This is a genomic window from Rhodohalobacter sp. 8-1, assembly GCF_038150125.1.
Classification (GTDB): domain Bacteria; phylum Bacteroidota; class Rhodothermia; order Balneolales; family Balneolaceae; genus SW132.
The window spans coordinates 210,536-230,196 of sequence record NZ_JBBVMF010000008.1 but is presented as its reverse complement, the minus strand read 5'-3'; the positions used below and the strand labels follow the sequence as shown (position 1 = coordinate 230,196).

Sequence of the window (19,661 nt, the reverse complement as noted above, 5' to 3'; positions counted from 1 at the left end):
GTTGGTCATTCATCAACAGCTATGTCATGCCGGACTCCGATCCGGCATCTCGAGTCCATATCAACGATTGGAGATCCCGTATCCCCCGTAAGGGATCCCTTTGGGAAAGTACGGGATGACGCCCTTTTTGGACAGCCTCGGATCTTGTAAATGACAACTTCATCAAAAGACCTGTCAGGTTTCCAAAACCTGAGAGGTCTGCTCGAAGGGATCCCCGTGTTGCATATTTTACTATTTCTTTATTTTTATAACAATAAATGCCGCATCAACCCAATTATAAAGACTTCTCCCGCCTGATACGCCAGCTTCGGGAAGCACTGGAGCTCACTCGATCCACTAATTTCCGTTTTCTCTCCTTCGCACCACCGGGCCATTTTTACTCGCCGATTCCTGATTACATCGATATAAAGTCCGGCAGCTACACTCGGTTTGATGCAGGCCTCAAAGAGATTCCGGGCCTGGAGTTAAATGAAGACTGTCAGCTTGATCTCATCGAGCGGTTTTCGAAATTTAAATCAGAGATTCCCTGGCCGGCAGAAAGCAGGAATCCTGATTTACGCTACCATTTCGATAATATCTATTTCATCTACGGGGATGCAGTAGCACTTTTTGGAATGATGAGAGAGTTTCAGCCAAAACGAATGATTGAGGTGGGCTCAGGCTACTCGTCTGCAGCAATGATCGATATCGACACTCTTTTTCTAAATCAAAGCACAGAATTCACATTCATTGAACCGCATGCGGAGCGATTGAATAATCTGATGAGCAAAGATGATGCGGATCGTTTTAACATTATCGAGAAGCCGGTCCAGCAGGTTCCCTTATCACTATTCGAGAGCCTGAGGCAAAACGACATACTATTTATCGATTCTTCCCACGTTTCTAAAACCGGATCTGATGTAAATCACCTGATCCATCGAATACTGCCAGCTTTAAAATCAGGCGTGATTATCCATTTCCACGATATATTCTGGCCGTTTGACTATCCAAAAAAGTGGCTGAAGGCCGGCCGGGCATGGAATGAAGCATATCTGCTTCTCGCATTTTTGCAGTACAATTCCGGTTTCGAGATTTTATTCTTCAACTCGTGGCTGGAACAGCACCACAGAGACTTTCTAAAACAGAAGATTCCGTTGATGCTTCATCAGCCTGAGTCACCGATGACATTCGGCAACTCCAGCCTTTGGCTTAGAAAAAAATAGTACACGTTCAGTTCAGATTATTGATTACCTTTTTCAGGTTGTCTCTCACTTGTGTTGCAATCTCTACAAGATTGTCATTTTCCACCGCACTCATTGACGCCACCGGATCGACCGCCGAAACTTCAATGTCGCCATTCTCATGCTCTTCAACAATGACATTGCAGGGCAGCATCACACCTATTTTATCTTCGTTCTGCAGTGCCTGATGAGCAAATGATGGATTACAGGCTCCCAAGATCTTGTATTTCTTAAAATCGACGTCAAGTTTCTTTTTCAGGGTCTCTTTAACATCAATTTCCGTGAGCACTCCAAACCCCTCTTTCTTCAGTTCAGCCGTCACATCCTCAATTGCCTGGTCAAAAGTTTTTCCTGTCACTGTTTTGTTGAAATAGTAGCTCATGATTTTCTCCTTTTGGTTATGCTTAAAACGATATCCATTCTAATATAAACCTTTAATGTGTTAATTCGTTGAAGAACAGTAACGAATCAATCAAGCTCTTTAATTCGAATATTCCGAAACTCAACGCCCTGCCCTTCGGCCTGCAGCCCGATATAGCCTTCAGAAAGTAGCGTCCCATCTTTTTTAATCTTGGGATCAAAGCCATTCACCACACCACCGCCAATTTGGGGTTTGGTATATTGAAGAACTTCTTCACCATTGACTTTGTGAATAACCAGCGAGTCCCCATAAACGATGAGCTCTGCACTTACCCACTCATTCCAATCATATGTGTCAGATGATGAATTGATACAGTGCCTTGGATCAACGTCACCGTTATAGACCACATCCGTTCCCGGGGAGCACATATTTCCGGTTGGTCGCGAAACACCCTCTTCTTCCTCCGCAAGCATCTGGTACTCTACGGAAATCGGCCAGTCCTGCTCTTTCAATATTGATTCAGGAGACTGCGAATGAAACATCACACCGCTGTTTCTATACGTGTACGACGGGGCATCTTCCATCCATTGGTCAGTAAATCGGTAGTCGAACATGAGATGAAATGAGGAAAATGGTTCCTCAAAAAAGAGATGGCCGTATCGATTGTCAAAAGAATCATACTCGTCATAGTTCACCTGGATGGTGCCGTCAACCACCCGGAATGTGTTTACGTAGTTCTCACCGGATTCATGATGATGGAATTTAGCTGTCCACCCCTCCAGATTTTCTCCGTTAAACAGATCCCGCCATTCTTCCACTTCTGTCATATTACTGTCGGTATCACTGCCGCAAGATAGTATTGAGAGTGATATGACGACTAAACCTAAAAATTCTTTCGCGATGAGCTTCATGAACTTGCCGTTAATTATGTGACTATTGATCGGTCTAATGTATGCATCACTGGCGAGAGTTAAAACCGGTTTGATCTGATCAGATTCGCTGTTTGTACATCTTCTCACAAAGCAATTCGAAATTGTATCCAAAAATTCTTCGAAATACTTTCGACGCTCACCTTTCCTCTCTGCGAGTAAAGTAACAGAGCTTATTAATTTAATCACAAACCACTGATATCATGTTAACTCATCAAACACATAGCGAGAGACGCTTCTCTCATCTAACCTACTTAACTGCAATTTCAACTCCATTCCTCTTATTCATTTCATGTTCAGATAACGGTACATCCGTCGAAAAGCCTCAAAACGTGGAACAGGTCAGTGACTTTCTCGAAAGCCTTCCCTCCCGGAACTACACAACCGCCAACACCAGCTTGTGATGCGGTATTACAGGATGATGTCACGATGGTCGTAGAAATTGAAAATGAGAAAAGTGACACCGATCTGTTTGAAAATGCTACCTACTCCTGCCATCGCAACGGGCTGGGCAGTCTTTTAGGACTTACAATTTCTGAGCGGGCATCATCAACGTGTCTATTCCCGGACTGGCAAATGATGATAATTTCAGATCGGTTGAGCGACCGTCTCAATGATCGGACGAGCTACCGCCAGCGGCTTGTCAACACCCACTTCCATCAGCTTCAAGATTGAAACCTATCATAGCGAGAAGCAGTCGGCACTGCATGGTTGGAGCCAGTATGAGCTCAGGATAGGTGATTTCAACTATGCCGCCGTGATGATCTTATCTGGAACTCCCTAAACTCAACAAACCGGACATACGTCTGCTTATCAAACGGAGATGGTACTTATGGTGAAAATAACACATAAGGAACTGCAGGGTTAAAACAAGATCACCCAAGTGCAGGCTGGAATACCACCTTCAACTACAGGGCAAATGTAACTGATTTCAATGGCGATGGCCGGGATGATATGATATGGCATACGTATCGACAGGCGGGCAGTGGTGGTCATCGGGTGATTGTGGCGGAATCAGAAGGTGATACTCCGGGCAGCATGTTTAATTTCAGCTTGTCAACATTTGCACGCGAGCGTTCGGGTTGGGCGCCATATGAAATATTGATTGGCGATGTTGACGGCAATGCGGGTGTTGATCTTGCTTGGGTTAAAACAATTGACGCTCCTTATGTCTACATGGATCTGTCAACAGACAGCAATCCTCCCATCACTGCTGCTCCCGGAGCAAGCTCAGGCAAAGATATGGGTGACGATATAAACTGGATCTTCTTGATGTAAATGGTGATGGTCGGCAGGCATCTTGCTAAACCGAATGAGCACTGTGAATCGCAGTTTTATTGGCCTTGGAGCTACAGATGGCTCGTTTGATTACTCCCGCGTCAGCCAGGATCACCCACAAATCGAACAGTGGAGTCAATATCAGATCCTGACATGAGACATCAATGGCGACTCGCGTGATGATATCATTTATGTGAATGCTGGTGCGTCAAATGCCGTCTACACCGGCCTGGCGAGAGGAAATAGTCAGTAATCAGGCAGAATTAAAATAAGCAAAATCAGATCAAGACAGAGAAAAAAGGTGCTTTTGATGATGGCAACATCATTGATAGCACCTTTTTTTATAAGTGGGAGTTTCTCTTGACAAGTGTTGCGTCAGAATTTGAAAATCTAACAAATCAATAATTTGACACTTTTCATCAGGCAAAAACTTCATCCATTTGATTTAACGATTATTGAGATTTCAAGATGTAGCGATTTAACGATCTGAATAAATTCTCTCCTATCGGGAGGAGACAGCCATCAAAGCGTCTGCCGCAGGCAGGTGAGCGACGTGGCAGAGGTGGGTCCGCGGAGAAAAGGAGCCATGCCAAGCCACCAAACCCAACCCCTGAAAAGCCTCTGAACGAGGCATCTTCTGTCCCCTCCTGCGGATGGGAACTTCTCCTGACAAGTGTTACGTCGGAAATCGAAAATCTAACAAATCATTAATCGAATCCCGCTTCAATTAACAAAAAGAGAATACATTTTCTTGATGCAACTACACGCTCATTTCTGGTTCAGCCACAGGGTTTTTGTCAACCCGATGATTTTCATACATCTCTATTCCCGATTTCAGAACACCAATATATCCGATGCCCAGCACCATCACCCCTACTGCAACTGAATTGTCTTCATTCATTTTATCTCCTCTTTATTTTTTTATGATATGATCGGTATTAACTTCTCCCGATTCAGGTTATAAAATTTCAGCTAATAAGCAGATATAAATATTTTATTGGCTAACGTATTTTTAAAAACTTGATAAATCCGCACTTCTCGCATTCAATGCAACTTGATTAACTCTATCTTTAAAAGGTCTTCATCAAACCAATTTAACCGTACAAAATTTATGAGCAGAACCAGCCTGACTACAACTGAAAAGGAAGAGCTTCACAAACTTATAGAGACAATCATTCAACCCACCGTTTATCACTTTGGGGCTGATCGGACGGATGTAGCTCGGTATGACAAGCGCGAAAATATGTATGGCGGCGAAGGTGTTGTCTATCTGATGCAGATGTTTGAAGATGGCGATCTGGTTAACAATAGAATCGGAGCCTACATGATTCTGCCTGAAAAAGACGCCAGTGTCGGTTACCACACGCACGGAACCCGTAACGAACAGGAAGTTTATTTGGTAATTAGCGGTGAAGGTGAATACATGGAGAAAGATAGATGGGAAAGTGAACCAAAACGGTACCCCCTGCAAGCCGGCAATCTGACAACCATAAGAGGGGAAGCATTTCATTCAGTAGTCAATAAGTCTGAAGAGCCTCTTGTGATTTTTGTGATAACAACTAACGAACCATAAACATCAAATTATCAACTATTTAAAAGTATATATTGGTAAGCTCTTGCCTAAACATATTTCAGATTCTAATCAAAATTTTGCTGAGCAGGAACAACATTCGATAGATCCAATCAATTGGCATTTATAAGATTGACGGTGTATGCAATCTTTATTCTAAAATTTTTTTTTCTTTTGCACTCAGAAATAGGCTTTTTTCGTAATTAGTTGTATCATTTGAATTCAATTTAATTCATTCACTTATTTATAAGTGAATACAACTATAGTATAATGTTATGCAATACGGAAAAGTAAAGTGGTTTGACTCAGAAAAAGGATTTGGATTCATCGAGCCGGATGAAGGTGGAAAAGACATTTTTGTTCACAGAAACAACATAGAGAATCTTGGCTTCCAAGAGGGCCTCAATGATGGTGAAGAGGTAGAGTTTGATGTAGAAGACACTCCCAAAGGATTGAGCGCTATTGAAGTACGGAGAGTTGACTAACAACTTTTAAGAATTTTAGCTAATAGCACCTGAAAGCCATGCAGATAATGCATGGCTTTTTTTGTCTCTCCTTCAGAAATCATATATTGGCAGCCCTCACTAATATAGCCGAAGTGGATAATGCTAACTAAGCACATCCTGCAGATCAGGGTCACGCTCAATAAGATTTTTGGCAAAGGGACAAAGCGGCAATACCTTAAGGTTGTTGTTCCGGGCCCATTCAACACCATATTCCACTAGTTCCCGTCCCGCCCCCGTATTTCTGAATGGCTCTTTAACTTCCGTGTGGTCGATTATTATTTTTGATTGTCCCGTTTTGGAGTAGGTCATTTTCCCTACCTCTACACCGTCTCTTAACAGCACAAATTCTCCTTTTTTCTTATTTTCGTGATGTTTTATCATAGCTCACATGCTTTAGGTTAGTTGGCAAAAAATCTCGTCTCAAGAAATCCCGGTTTCTCTCTGTTGCAACTGGGCGTTTCCTGACTTTTGCGGTATAATACCGTGCATATTGCACTCTTGCAGTATCATCTCCGTCATATCACTCTTAAACATAAATTCATACCTGATATCCAGAACGTACGCCTTAACACGCAGTTTCATCACAAACTTTTTGTCATGCATCTCATTAAGTACAATCACAACTACGGGTTTATTGAGGTAGCTATATGACGAAGAATGAACAGCTTTCCGTGCAATCTCCTTCACTTTTGCAACATCTGCCGTTGCAGGCAGAAATATCTCAGCTACTACCTGGCAGTCCAGTGCACTAGAATTTGCATTGGAAACGGCGGAGTTCATTAGTTCTCCGTTTGGGATCGATACAACAGAGTCATCCGGGGTCACCATCCTGCTTGATCTAAGGCCGATGCTCAGCACTTCACCATAATGATCGCCAACCTGAATTTTGTCACCCACTTGAAAAGGACGGTCAAGAATAATCATAATGCCGCCAAAGATATTTCTGAGAATGTCCTGGGATGCAAATCCGACCGCTATACCCACCGATGCGGCAATCGTAATTATTGTTTCAAACGGAGGCATAATCACTCCGGCGATGATTATATAAATAGCTAAACTCCAAATAAAAATCCGGCTGATCGGTGATAAGCGCTTAATGAACAGCCTGTAATTAGCTGTCTTCTCCGAGAGATTGTCCAGAATAACGGTTGCGTACTTATTGATATAGTAAGTAACAATCAGAATCAGCAAGGTATACAGAACTTTGCCGAAAGAAATCAGTTCACGTATTTCTGCGATATCTGTCGACCCCACACTACTACCTGATGTAGAATCTGCATTACTATTTTCCCCCTCTCCTGAAGCTGTTTGACCGGATTGCACGGTATCACTTGCGGCAGGTTGCTGAGCCGAGGTGTCTGGCGCCTGACTCTCTTGGGCGCTCGCAGTCTGTTGTTGCACCGAATCCGGAAGCACAGTTGTATCCTGGGCATAGGTTGTGCTGTGGACAAAACCCATTAATCCAATCACCAGAATCAGGGTTTTCATACTATAGCCTTTACTATTAACGAATGCCATAAAGTAGTTCATAAGATCAATGGATAATATTTTTTCGCTTCAACATGCGAATGATTTGCCGGTAAACCAGGTGGTTAAGCTTGTAACCAGTGCTACCCTCATAAATAATGCCTTTTGTTTTTAAACGGGCAAGCATCAGACTGCTATCAGCAACACTTTGATGGAGCGCGTGAGCCACCTGTTCCCTGTCGAGCATATCATGTTGCACAAGAGCGGCAAGTGTAAACAATACCTCTGTAGATGGTACTTCAAGCTTATCAATATCCGTAATCTCCAGTGGTTGAAAGACAAACCGCTGTTTGTCGATTTCCTTGATAGACTGCAGCCAGAAAATCATCGCAATTGAGGTGTTCCCCTCGCATACTTTATAAAGCTTTGAAAAATATTGATTCCTGATCAATTCCTGAGACTCCTTCTCATCGCCAAGTAATTTCTTGTAAGCACGGCTATTTTTTATTGACTCATCAGGCTCAAAGTAAAGCTCATAGCCCGACGATTTATGGCGTGTCATGATAGCTTCACGAATCTCTTCTTCATCAAGCCGATCGGTATATGTGATGTGTGAGAAATATTGGTCGGCATTGGCAATTTTTATAAAGAAATCCCATGAATACCGTGAGCAACTTACTATCCAGAAAAGTTCATCCATTGTGGATGACATGATAACCCAAAACGCTTCAATAGCTTTAAAACCATTGATATTTCGAATAAATGCATTTTGTAGATTTTCAACAACTATAACCGATCTGTTTTTTTTGCGCTGCACTTTTTCAATAAACTCTTCCGTAGTTTCCACAGGCTTAAATCCTAATGCATCGCACATCATTTTCAGCAATAATTTTTCTTCTGTAAATGTTTGGTGAAGGTTCAGCACAACGGGTGTTTCATCATTAATGCACTTCTTTTCTACAAACCGGATTAACGTAGTTTTGCCGCTTCCCTTTTCACCCACAATTGCCACGTTTGTGCTTAAGCCACGGCTCCATTGGTCAAATGAACCCGAAACCAATCCTAAGCCATTAGACGGACTCACATAAAATCGTTCATCTATCGAAAAGTCACGATCGAAAAGACGCTTATATACAAATGGCAGATCACTTGGGGCGCCTGGTTTCGCCAGGTCTTCCGCAAGATTTCGTTTCTCCTTTGTAGAGATTGTTTCTTCACTCTTAAATCCCAGATAAGGAGCGACAAATCGGCTGACGAGTTTAATTTTTTTGAACGCAAATCTCCAACCCAGCTCAACTTTATCAGAAAGAATTGCCCATTTTGAGGATAGTTTTTGCTTCCAGTCTAGCGCGTGCTCCTTTACAAATAATGCTTTATCCTGCAGCTCAAACTGGCTGAAGTCTCGGCGCAGCATGATGGCAGCCAGCGAGTTGAGTGCCGTCGGAAGACGCGTTTCTACAATCTCCTTATATACATCATGCTTCTCGCGAACCTCTTTAATGGCTTTTTCCAGGCTTGAGATGGCGCGTTCAAGTCCCTCGAGCGAAATTGAAAGCGGCGCCTGCTCTTTTTCAGATTTCTCTGCAGTATCACCGTTTTTGGGAGCTTCTGTGGCGGCTTGTATATTTACGTCCACCACCTGTACAGCTTCTTCAGCAGCAGATTTTATTTGGGTAAAGAGCTGATTGAATTGCTGATTTGTAGGATCCAGTTTTTTAACAGCTTCATCATTCAAAAACCGGGCGGCAAGCGATTGCCAGCGGATTGTATCAAGGTCAATTGCCGGAACCGGATATTTACTCTCTCGCCTGGTGGCAAGATTTAACTTATCTGAAAAATGTCTTGATTCAGCCTGAAGATCACTCAACAAATTTTGAATGTGACGAACAGGTGACATCACCCGTTCTGCATCCTGAAAGTGTTCTAAGAGACGTGAATCGAGTTCATCCTTTAAAGATAGCCGAACCTCATCAAGCTTTTTTCCCACTTTACCGGATGCTTTCATCTCCCCGATTTCGTTCATGGCAGACTCTATGGCTTTTATTCCGTTATCAATCGGTATGTAAAAAGAGTCTCGAAAAAATTCATGAGTTTGATTCGCTATTTCATCTTTGGTCTCGGAGGCCAAAAAACCATATTGCGCAATTTCCACCTGCACTTTCAAATCACTAAACTGGGACATTAGAAATCGCACCCACTCTCTCTGCTGCTTTTTGCAGGACTCTGCCGAGGCAACATCAAGCTTGATCTCTTCTTTAGCAGATGGTCTTTTTTGACTAAGCTGGAATGTACCGGCGATCTTGCTTTTTGAGATTATCTTTTTTGCAAAAGGTTCAAGTAAGCGGGTGACCTGCTGCTCATTGTTCTGCTCAACCTGTTTCAGATGCTGCACGGCTATATGCAGGTGTTCTTCTAGTTCAACAAAAATCTGAAACTTAAAATCAGTCTTTTTCTTTGATTGCTTCTTCTCTTCTAATTCTTCCTCATTACTCTTTCCTTCTTTCTCCTGTTCCGTTTTTTCCAGTAGTAAATCAAGCAGCATCGTGCATTCATCATACTCAGTGGCAGCAAACTCCTTAATCCACTCATCTGAAGCAGCTACATTTTCAAGAAAGAGCTGTCGAACAAAAACAGTTCGCTTCGGCGGTTTACTATCAATTTTCTGTTTGATCCTTTTTAAAAACTTTCCTGCTTTCACATAAAAAGAGTCTTCCTCAAGGGCATTCAGATGATCAGGCAGCTGCTCCTCTGTCATCTCTTCCGGCAAAGACTTGGATGCTTTCTTTATGGACGCTTCAAGCTGCGAATGCCAACTGTCTGACTCAAGTGATTCAATGATTTTTTTCAGATTTGGCAGTCGGTCAGCCAGATATTTGACTGATCGCTCGTAGTATTTTTCATCGTCTTTCTTTAACCGCAGAAGTTCATCACGAGTGCCGGCAAACCACTCTCGCAGCGGCTGACGAAAAGAAAGCCTCATGGCTTGAATTTCGCGGGTAAGATCAGTTTCAATAAATGCACGAACCGTTGATTCAACGCTCAATTGTGCATCTGCATCCGTTTCATGTTGCATAAAAAAGTGCCGTCTTCAATTAAGTATTTGAGCTGTCCTGCTATCGTTGGTTGCGCTTATATCTGCATTCAAATTTACGCAGTATTTAATTCTGAATGAATATAGTATAAATCAAACAAAAACCGATGATTGACAGGATCCTGAATCTCAACTCGTTGTTTAGCGGGTTAGGCTTTAAAAATTAGTGATACCAGATATCCTATCTGTACATAGAATAATCAACGCTCTACCGGAAAAATTATGGTGGATGACAAAAACTATGAAGGAAAGCATCGAGCATATTCAGGATATTTAAAAAACACAATGTTTTGCAGATCTTTTGACTACATACCTTTGGGGCTCTGCACCATCAATAGAATTGGCTTACTCCAAAAAACCAGGCGACACTATTTCCGAAATGAAAAGATTCGTTTTCCAATCCGGAATTACCATGCGTTTGCGGGTGAATGGAATTGCGCGGTGTTCCGGGTAAATACAACTCTCAAAAACAGATATAGAGCTCAGGGTCCATCTACGGTATACATCATTCGGACTCCCCTTCGACTGAATTCATTTCTTCTACTAAAGACCAATAGAATACTTTTCCCAATCTGCCATTATTAGACTCGCTAGTGGTTTTCCAGGTAAGTGGAAGGCCATGCAAATTCAATGAGATGGAGTGCAAAGCTTTAAAAAGCCACAGATTGATGATCCAAAGATTTCGAACTTCTACCCACAAGATTTTCAGTTGGGCCATAACTTTAAAAAAGAGCAAAATCTACCGTCAGAAACATCAAAAAATAATGTTTAATCAAGCATGATTTTTTCCCTAAATTGGAGATTGATGTAATTGAGGTTCTCAACCCATATTTCTACGGTTTTGTACAGACAAGTATTTAGATTTTTAAGTTTATTATTGCTCTTCTCAGGATTACTTTTCCTGACAGATTTATCTGCACAGACTGAGCTGAAAAGGGTTTCTGCTGTTGAAAGAAGTGATGGCAAAGGGTTTGTTGTTCGCTATCATCTTTCAAACGCGATTGATTCGTCTACCGTAATACAGCCTTCAGCTAACCTCTTGCAGATGGTAATTTACTCGCCAGAGATTGATACCACAAATTTCCGTTATCCTCCAACTGGGCCTGTTTTCAGCAACTTTGAACTTTTCGAAATTCCTCACGGAATTGCCTTAAACATTCATTTGACGGACGGAAACTACTTTAACTACAGTACTTATACCGACAAAAACGGAACGGATCATCTCTTGGCTCTGACCTCTACAACAGATACTCAGATGACCGGCATCACACCTGATGTTGATCCAATTGACTGGTCCTTGTATGCCGGCAACAGCGATCTTGATACTGCATTTAACAATGGAATGGAAGATACGACCGAGAATGCCAGGTCGAACGGTTCAAGGTTTGAAGTTGTCGTAATTGATGCCGGACACGGCGGAAAGGACCCCGGTACAAGCGGCGGGCGAATCAGGGAAAAGGATGTTGTGCTTGATGTGGCTCTGAAGGTTGGCCAGTATATTGAAGAGAATATCCCCGACCTGAAAGTGGTTTACACCCGAACCGATGACACATTTATTGAACTTGAAGAAAGGGGCCGAATTGCAAATGAGCACGAAGGTGATTTGTTTATATCTATCCACGCAAATGCGTTTGACCATCATAACAGAGCAAGAAAGCAGAGCGTCCAGGGTGCTGAAGTCTATTTTCTGGGAATGGCACGAAGCGAAACTGCACTTGAAGTTATGAAGCGTGAAAATAGCGTGATTGAGCTTGAATCAGGTGAAACAGAAGAATTAACGGAAGATGATCTGCTGATTTACGAGCTGATGAATGCCGGAAACATGTCTACCAGTCAGCGGATAGCAGAAATGATCGAAAGCCAGTTCAGGGAGCGTGCGCAGCGGAAATCGCGCGGCGTGAAACAGGCCGGTTTCCAGGTACTCTATGAAGCCAGCATGCCGGGCGTTCTGATTGAGCTCGGATTTCTTTCGAATCCCAATGAAGCCAATTACCTTACCAGCGAGTACGGGCAAACCATTGTTGCATCTGCAATATTCCGTTCCATTCGCGATTTTAAACTCGACTACGACAGAAGTTTCAACCGTGAAACAACCTCAAGATAAGTGTCCGACAAACCTCTCATCATTGGCGTAGGCGGTGGCAGCGGATCAGGAAAAACCACTGTAGTACGTCGTATTCTAGACGGTATCGGCGAAGAAAATATTCAGCTCTTACAGCATGACTCCTACTACAGAGATTTGGGTCATTTGCCGCTCGAGGAGCGAAAAAAGCAAAACTTCGATCATCCCTCCTCTCTCGAAACGGAACTCATGATTCGCCATGTGGAGGCCTTGAAGGGCGGATACAAGGTAGAAGTTCCCGTGTACGATTTTGCCGCTCATACTCGGTCGGAAGACACTGAGAGCATTACACCAAAAGAGATTATCCTGCTGGACGGCATCCTGATTTTTACTGAACCCGAACTTCGGAAGTATATGGACATCAAGCTGTTCGTAGATACCGACGACGATGTTCGTCTTCTTCGGCGCATCAAGCGCGATATCATGGAACGGGGCAGAGATCTTGAGGGGGTAATGAATCAATACGAACTTTACGTACGCCCTATGCATCTGGAGTTTGTAGAGCCCAGTAAACGATATGCGGACATAATTATACCGCGCGGTGGCGAAAACCAGGTGGCTTTGGAGATGGTGATTGCAACCATTCGTGAAAAACTGACATCCATACAGGCGCAAGAGGAAACTCATAACCAATAGTATCAACTAATGATCAGTTATCAATCTGATTGAGCTCTTTCCAGGCCAGCATCCCATCAAATACAAGGTTGTCAAAGTAACTGCTGCCAAAATTTCCTTCCAGCTTTTCCTGAACAAACGGTCCGTCTCCACCGGTAATTAGTACTTCACTATTGTTAAACCGGCCTTTATACTGTTCAACAAACCTGGAAATTGCGTGGATAAAGCCGCCATTCAGGCCGATTTTAATGGCATCATGGGTTGAACGCCCCGGAAAATGATCTGGCAATCCCGGGCTAACCTCAGGCAGTTCCGGTGTGAGCGTTTTCATAGCGTGCCGTAGCATAGGAAGGCCGGGCAGTATCACACCGCCTTTAAAGCTATAGTCATTTGTCATAAAATCTACCGTGCAAGCTGTGCCTGCATCAACAACAATAACATCCGTTTTTGTTTTATGAACGGCCCCGGCACAGGCCAGAACACGGTCGATACCAAGCGTCTCAGGTGTTTCGTAATCAAGACGAATATTTCCAAGCAGATCATACCGAATGACATGTAATGTCAGCCGCCCGGTGTATTCTCGAATAACAGCAGTCAGATCTTTGCGTACCGAAGAGAGCAGTATTGTTTCGTTGTCCAAAAGCAACGAGAGCTGCCGTCGCAACTCGTCAATGTTTTTCGTACTCACTTTAAATAACGGCTTACGTTTACCTGCTTCGTCACGAACAGCTTTCACGGATGTATTCCCGATTTCAACAAGTATCATAAATGAATGTACATATAGTTTAAGAGCAAGAAACTGTTTATCTGACGCTTAAAAGTAAGGGTTCTGATGGGTTTTAGCATAGAGGAATCTTATCATTGTGTAGCATCTGTCAGCTGATTTAGAACTATTGCTCTATCCCTGATAACTGTCAGAACGCCCGGGCGATTCAGTTTGAACGCTAAGCTTTTGTCATATCAAATATTTACCCGGCAAAATTGTATCTTCTTAAATGATAGTTCTGAATCTTCTGTTTAGGGCATTTACAGAAGCAATCTTTCAACAAACATCGAAACACTCTATACATGGATATTAAAGGTAAAGTTGCTATTGTAACAGGTGCAAGTAGCGGAATAGGAACTGAATTCTGTCGTAAATTAGTTGTCCAGGGCGCTACCGTTTACGGACTTGCGAGGAGCAAAGGTCGCTTGAAAGAGCTTGAAAAAGAACTTGGCGACAGGTTTATTCCCGTAAAGATGGACGTAACAGAATACGGGTCAATCGAGAACTGGGTCAAAAAAACATTCAATCACGATCACACACCAGATATTCTGATTAATAACGCCGGACTCGGTCTCTTCGGGCCCGTAGATGAGCTGCCAATGAAAGACTGGCAAACAATGATCGACGTAAATCTAAATGGCGTGTTTTACCTTACCCGGACTATCGTGCCGCTGATGAAAGAATCCGACACTTATTCGCATATTATTAACATTGCATCCATCGCCGGGCTACTTGGCAATCCTAATTTATCGGGCTATAACGCAACGAAATTTGCCGTTCGGGGTTTTAGTGAATCGCTGTTCAAAGAGTTGAGATACGAAAAGATAAAAGTGTCCTGTATGTTTCCCGGCTCAATTGCCACATCATTTTTCGAAAATGCCGGCGGCATGGATACCCATAAAAATATGATGCAGCCCGGGGACGTTGCAGATACTCTGATGCATCTTCTTAAGACACCCGATAACATGCTCATTAATGAGATTACAATGCGCCCCTTAAATCCTAAAAATCCAGATGAAGCGTAGTTTCCCATTTGTATTTTTGATGGTTTCACTTCTGATTTTCGTCTCTTGCAGCAACACTACTGCACCGGAAGATCTTGTTGAAGAAGACCGCTATATCACCGTTTTCACCGAACTTGTGGTGATCAATCAGCTTAATGAAACACAGCTTGACAGTGTGTCCAGGGATTATTTGAAAGAGCAGATATTTGAGAAGTATAATGTGACGCCCGAGCAATTTGAACGAACACACTTATATTATCAAAAGCAGCCAGAGCAACAGCTCCAGCGCATCGATAAAATTGAAGAATCGTTAACAGAAGAGCGGGACCAGCTGCAAGACCGGCTGAATGAGAACCGTAAGCAGCTGGCCGATTCGTTGGCTGCTGCTTCTGATACACTTCCACGTCCAGGGCCGGCTGAAGAGTTAATCGACATCGATTAAAGCCGGGCTTTTCGCAAATTTGATTCTGCTGATGCACCGATTCCAACCTGCATCTCAATCCCAATAACCCGCATGTATATTAAAACAGTTGTCGCCTTACTTTGTTTGATGATATTATCGCTCGAAGCAAGAGTTCTTCCCGCCCAGGATATGTCACTTCAGGATCTTGACCTCACGAAAGACAATGCCGATGAGATTTTTGACCAACTTGAACAACACGGTTTTTCAGGAGTTGTTTACATAAAACTGAATCAAATCGAAGAGCTGAAACGCCCTTTCGGCATGGCAAATGAGAATTTGAACATCACAAATACGCTAACCACCATTTTTGATATTGGGTCGCGACCCATTGATTTTACTAAAGCTTCAATCTTACTGCTCGATCAGCGTCAGCAGATTTCAATGGAAGATCCTGTTAGCCTGTATTTCGATAACGTACCGGTTGATAAGCGATCGATGACCATTCAGCACCTGATGAGCGGCCAGTCCGGATTGCCGGATTTCTTTCATAACGTGTCAGACTGGGATCCCGATCTGGCTTGGGTAGGCCGAGAAACTGCTCTCCATAGGATTTTAAACCAGGATCTGTTGTTTGAACCCGGAACTGATCGCCGGCACTCTCATGGAGCATTTGGACTGCTTGCTATTCTCATCGAAAAAGTGTCGGGGCTGGATTATTTCGAATTTTTAAATGAAAACTTTTTCGAGCCTGCAGGAATGAGCCGAACAAATGAGTACGGTCACACAGGAGACCTGTCGCTGTCAGATTTTGCGGTAGGTGGAGGGCCACATCAAGTAGGTTTGCCAAATATTCCTCCGAACTGGGGGCCAACATCCTGGCTGATCCGCGGCAGCGGCGGCATGTACTCTACTCTCGACGATCTGCTTAAATTTTATAGCTACGTGAGATCAACTAAAGTTCTCAATACAAATCACAACTACATACTCAAAAACCCATCCGTCAATTTAGATGGCACAATGCGCGGATTCGAACTTTTCAGTGCCTTCCAACCCGAAGGAAGCGAAGCATATCTATTTCTCAATAACATTCCTGACATGGATGTAGCTCAAAACCTGTTCAAAGATCTCGAAGAACTTGTGTTTGCCCCCGGGTTTTAAAGGGATCATTTTTATGGCTATGTTGATTGGTGTGGGTAAAAAAAATATCCTTTCATTCTTGTAAAATGCAATTCCAATCTACACTGGTGTTTTGAAATCAACAATACGACCCTGCCCCGAAGTAATGGCTTAGCCAAAAGGGGCATCGCCACAGGTAAACGGACACGTGATGAAAAACCATCGGCCCTTCATCTAATTACAGTATATATCCCATTCCGATGGTTGTTATTCAGGCTGAATCAACGCCCCACTGCGCATGCCCCTAATTGATTCACTACCACCACCCTCGAGAAGATATGGAGCGTTGATGACATCTGTTGCCACGGGGTATGATTGACCCGAATCTCCAACCCGGGGCGATGCCCCAGGCTGAAATATTTGACCCTTTCAGGGTCTGTTTCAAAAGCCGGTATCAGGAGTAATATAATTCCACCCCATCCCCACACCGATCAACATAGAGCCAGTTTTAGTTGCCTATAACTACATCGACGGTATCAGCATTACCGCATTGATCATCAGACGTTCCGGTCCGCGCCAGAACATCCGGTACTGGGTATTATCGGCAAGAAGTACCACTTTTCCGTCACCAAGAGCTGCAACACCGGCCCACACATTTCCAGCCGCTTTCTGAAGGTTCTCCTGCGACGCATAACCTGAAGCCAGCAGGTCAGATGCATCTTGTTCGTATCGCCCGACAATCTGGAAGCTGGTTGACGGAGCAAATTGATTTGTGTTATAGGTCAGGCTGTAAAGCTCTTCCTTCACGCCAAAAGCAAGCGGATGCGTTGTATCGATATTAGATACGAATGAAGCACCCGGGATATTCCGAAGTCCAAATGTATCTTGTCTTGCTTCATAGGGTGTAAACACTGCCGGATCATTGTCGTCCTCAATTTCTTCTTTCTCTTCCACAAGCTCAACCGCCAGAAACTCCATTCGATCGGCCGTCATGTTAAGGGCCGCATCTTCAGTCGCTACAAGGGTTCCGCCCTGTTCTACCCATAGTTTGAGAGCCGATTGCTCATCCTCACCAAACTGAGGCGAAGATCCGCGCATGCCCGGCAAGATAATCACATCATACTCACTAAGGTCTATCGACGCCAGCCGCCACGATCGGATTCTGCTGATTCCATATCCAACGTTCTGATCAAACTGAAACCAGATCTGCCCTGCGGTATAAGAATTGAATGGTCTGTCAACAATCATGGCTGTTTTTGGCTGGTGTAAAACCTTACTGCTTCTTGAAGCCAGGTCCATACCCGTATCCATACGCCCGGTGTCCATGCCGTAAATAAGGACTCCAGCGTGTTCAGCAACCTCATGCATATCACGACTGATCTCGCTTCGTTTTTCATAATTTCTCCCCGTAAGAACAATAAGTGTTCCGCGATTGAAAGTTCGCCCGTCTTTTGTAAACTCTTTCTCAGCCGAACGCACACGATATCCCCGCCGCCAAAGTTCCGCCAAAGCTTTTGGTGCCGATTGCTGCTCCCAGTCGATCGCAAAAGCGTACTCAGACGAAGCATTAATTACACCGCTCTCCCGCTGCGGTAACTCCATGATTCTGGTTGTTTCAACAGATGGGTTATCCCTGACGAGGTAAGCATCAAGATTGTAGGCCATCGGAACTGACCAAACCGACATATCATACATCACAGAGTCGCCAAATGCCATTTTGGGCTCAAACAAGGTAGTGACCAGTAAATGTTTAGCCTGATCTTTACGAATGATAAAATCACCTTCATTAAATGAGCGGCGCTCCGTAGCGTTTTCTCGATAATCTGTTGCATTTCTCAGCGTAAACTCTTCCGATGCCTGTTCAACCTCAATTCCCTGCTTTAGCATGATGTCGATCACATCATAAGTCAGATCATTTGGATTATTGGGTAATATGTAGGCTTCCGTGTCCACTTTTGAATTTTCGGGGTTAAGTGCATCCCGGTAATAGTCAAGCAGTTCTGTTCGGTTTTCAACGGCCGTACGTACTGTAGCAACACTATTCGTATAGTGATCAAAAATGCGCTGTTCAAGCGTAAGCACATAGCCGTCTTCCGTTTCAACAGCACGCCCGCCCCTGCTGTGGCCGCCTTGTTCAGCGAGCATCCCGATACCGCCCATCAGGCTGGGATAAGAGGATCCGTAACCGGGATAAAAGAAATCAAACGCCTCACGTGTTGCGTAATTGATGTTGTGCTTGTCAAACTCCTCAATCGTTCCTCGTCCGAACACATCGGCCCACTCTTCATACTCATCCGGCAGCTGCTGATTCCGCGGCGTGGTTCCGGGCATCGTGAAATAATTGTTATTAAACCCCTGCTCGTGAAGATCAAGGTGAACCTGTGGCATCCATTTTTGATATTCTGCTATACGTCCTCGCGATTCTGGGTGAACCAGCCAAACCCAGTCCCGGTTTAGATCAAACCAGTAGTGATTTGTTCGTCCGCCAGGCCAGATTTCATCATGCTCAAGATCCACCGGATCCGTATTGAGCATATGAGCCAGCGATGATTTATACCAGGTCACATACCGGTCACGCCCATCCGGGTTCAGGATTGGATCTATAATAATCACAGCTTCATCCCGGAACCGTGATGTTTCATCATCCTCAGCTGCAGCCATTCGATAAGCCGTCTGAAGCGCCGCCTCAGCACTTGATGCCTCGTTACCATGTACACCATAACTCAGCCATACAATAGCGGGACTGCTCTGAATCAGATCCGACGCTTCAGCATCACTTAAGGATTGATCTCCAATCTGAAGATTAGCCTCACGAATTTCCTCTAAATTAGAATGATTTTCTTCGCTCGTGATTATTGCCAGCCACAAATCCCGGCCTTCATGCGTCTGTCCGTAGGTAACCAGCGAAACACGATCACTCGATTCAGCAAGTTGCTCAAGGTACGCACCAAGCTGATAGTGATGTGAGTATGCCTCACCCGGCTGGTAGCCGAGAAAGTCCGCCGGCGATTGTACATCCGGTGCGTATTGCAGATCGTCATCGAACGTAAAACGATCATTTAGCAGCTGCGATGCGGCCGGTGTATTAAAAATTAGAACAAGAAATAGGGATAGCAGTAATTTTAATTTGGACATGATTGAGCTGAGATCGTTGAGATTTATTAAGATTGAGAATACTAAATTAACGAGCAACTTTCACGGAAAGAGTCTCTT

18 protein-coding genes are annotated in these 19,661 nt (G+C 43.8%); 10 read left to right on the top strand and 8 right to left on the bottom strand.

Annotated elements, in window-relative coordinates; all coding sequences use genetic code 11:
* Positions 1–257: 257 nt before the first annotated feature.
* Positions 258–1,202: a class I SAM-dependent methyltransferase gene (locus tag AABW11_RS10615; RefSeq protein WP_340105064.1), complete on the top strand. Its 945-nt coding sequence runs from the start codon at positions 258–260 to the stop codon at positions 1,200–1,202.
* 7 nt (positions 1,203–1,209) lie between these two features.
* Here AABW11_RS10615 and AABW11_RS10610 read toward each other — a convergent pair whose 3' ends face one another.
* Positions 1,210–1,602, bottom strand: a complete 393-nt coding sequence (locus AABW11_RS10610) for a DUF302 domain-containing protein (protein ID WP_340105063.1) — start codon at positions 1,600–1,602, stop codon at positions 1,210–1,212.
* An 86-nt stretch (positions 1,603–1,688) separates the two neighbouring features.
* Positions 1,689–2,408 (bottom strand): 3-keto-disaccharide hydrolase, encoded by a 720-nt coding sequence (locus AABW11_RS10605; RefSeq protein ID WP_445263758.1) that lies wholly within the window; start codon positions 2,406–2,408, stop codon positions 1,689–1,691.
* Positions 2,409–2,855: 447 nt separating this feature from the next.
* On the opposite strand from AABW11_RS10605, the gene AABW11_RS10600 reads away from it, so the two are divergent.
* Positions 2,856–3,185, top strand: coding sequence for a hypothetical protein (locus tag AABW11_RS10600; protein WP_340105061.1), 330 nt, complete (start codon positions 2,856–2,858; stop codon positions 3,183–3,185).
* Between the two features lie 279 nt (positions 3,186–3,464).
* Entirely contained in the window at positions 3,465–3,788 is a 324-nt protein-coding gene (locus tag AABW11_RS10595) for a hypothetical protein (protein ID WP_340105060.1), read from the top strand.
* A 760-nt stretch (positions 3,789–4,548) separates the two neighbouring features.
* Here AABW11_RS10595 and AABW11_RS10590 read toward each other — a convergent pair.
* A complete protein-coding gene (locus AABW11_RS10590) occupies positions 4,549–4,689 on the bottom strand; it encodes a hypothetical protein (protein WP_340105059.1) in 141 nt (46 codons plus the stop codon).
* Between the two features lie 210 nt (positions 4,690–4,899).
* On the opposite strand from AABW11_RS10590, the gene AABW11_RS10585 reads away from it, so the two are divergent.
* Complete coding sequence (locus tag AABW11_RS10585; protein WP_340105058.1) at positions 4,900–5,361, top strand: cupin domain-containing protein; 462 nt, start codon at positions 4,900–4,902, stop codon at positions 5,359–5,361.
* Between the two features lie 272 nt (positions 5,362–5,633).
* Positions 5,634–5,843: a cold-shock protein gene (locus AABW11_RS10580; protein WP_340105057.1), complete on the top strand. Its 210-nt coding sequence runs from the start codon at positions 5,634–5,636 to the stop codon at positions 5,841–5,843.
* A 123-nt stretch (positions 5,844–5,966) separates the two neighbouring features.
* Here the strand turns inward: AABW11_RS10580 and AABW11_RS10575 are convergent, their stop codons facing one another.
* Genes AABW11_RS10575 through AABW11_RS10565 form a run of 3 tightly spaced genes read right to left on the bottom strand, consistent with a single transcriptional unit; the run spans position 5,967 to position 10,404 of the window.
* Positions 5,967–6,245: a GNAT family N-acetyltransferase gene (locus AABW11_RS10575; RefSeq protein WP_340105056.1), complete on the bottom strand. Its 279-nt coding sequence runs from the start codon at positions 6,243–6,245 to the stop codon at positions 5,967–5,969.
* Between the two features lie 39 nt (positions 6,246–6,284).
* The gene (locus AABW11_RS10570; protein ID WP_340105055.1) at positions 6,285–7,352 is read right to left on the bottom strand and encodes a mechanosensitive ion channel family protein; all 1,068 of its coding nucleotides are present in this window, start codon (positions 7,350–7,352) and stop codon (positions 6,285–6,287) included.
* A 46-nt stretch (positions 7,353–7,398) separates the two neighbouring features.
* Positions 7,399–10,404 (bottom strand): AAA family ATPase, encoded by a 3,006-nt coding sequence (locus AABW11_RS10565; protein ID WP_340105054.1) that lies wholly within the window; start codon positions 10,402–10,404, stop codon positions 7,399–7,401.
* An 859-nt stretch (positions 10,405–11,263) separates the two neighbouring features.
* Between AABW11_RS10565 and AABW11_RS10560 the strand changes: the two genes are divergently transcribed.
* Both AABW11_RS10560 and udk read left to right on the top strand, forming a co-directional pair.
* Positions 11,264–12,526, top strand: coding sequence for an N-acetylmuramoyl-L-alanine amidase family protein (locus AABW11_RS10560; RefSeq protein WP_340105053.1), 1,263 nt, complete (start codon positions 11,264–11,266; stop codon positions 12,524–12,526).
* On the top strand, positions 12,527–13,180 hold the full coding sequence (gene udk / locus AABW11_RS10555) for a uridine kinase (protein ID WP_340105052.1): 654 nt from the start codon (positions 12,527–12,529) through the stop codon (positions 13,178–13,180). It begins immediately after the preceding gene.
* 13 nt (positions 13,181–13,193) lie between these two features.
* Here the strand turns inward: udk and AABW11_RS10550 are convergent, their stop codons facing one another.
* Entirely contained in the window at positions 13,194–13,925 is a 732-nt protein-coding gene (locus AABW11_RS10550; RefSeq protein ID WP_340105051.1) for a type III pantothenate kinase, read from the bottom strand.
* 302 nt (positions 13,926–14,227) lie between these two features.
* On the opposite strand from AABW11_RS10550, the gene AABW11_RS10545 reads away from it, so the two are divergent.
* From AABW11_RS10545 to AABW11_RS10535, 3 genes are all read left to right on the top strand, one after another.
* Positions 14,228–14,950 (top strand): SDR family oxidoreductase, encoded by a 723-nt coding sequence (locus tag AABW11_RS10545; protein ID WP_340105050.1) that lies wholly within the window; start codon positions 14,228–14,230, stop codon positions 14,948–14,950.
* The gene (locus AABW11_RS10540) at positions 14,940–15,371 is read left to right on the top strand and encodes a DUF4296 domain-containing protein (protein ID WP_340105049.1); all 432 of its coding nucleotides are present in this window, start codon (positions 14,940–14,942) and stop codon (positions 15,369–15,371) included. Before AABW11_RS10545 ends, AABW11_RS10540 begins: the two co-directional genes overlap by 11 nt.
* A gap of 72 nt (positions 15,372–15,443) precedes the next feature.
* Positions 15,444–16,490, top strand: coding sequence for a serine hydrolase domain-containing protein (locus AABW11_RS10535; RefSeq protein WP_340105048.1), 1,047 nt, complete (start codon positions 15,444–15,446; stop codon positions 16,488–16,490).
* A gap of 480 nt (positions 16,491–16,970) precedes the next feature.
* Here AABW11_RS10535 and AABW11_RS10530 read toward each other — a convergent pair whose 3' ends face one another.
* Positions 16,971–19,583 (bottom strand): M14 family metallopeptidase, encoded by a 2,613-nt coding sequence (locus AABW11_RS10530; RefSeq protein ID WP_340105047.1) that lies wholly within the window; start codon positions 19,581–19,583, stop codon positions 16,971–16,973.
* Positions 19,584–19,661: the final 78 nt, after the last annotated feature.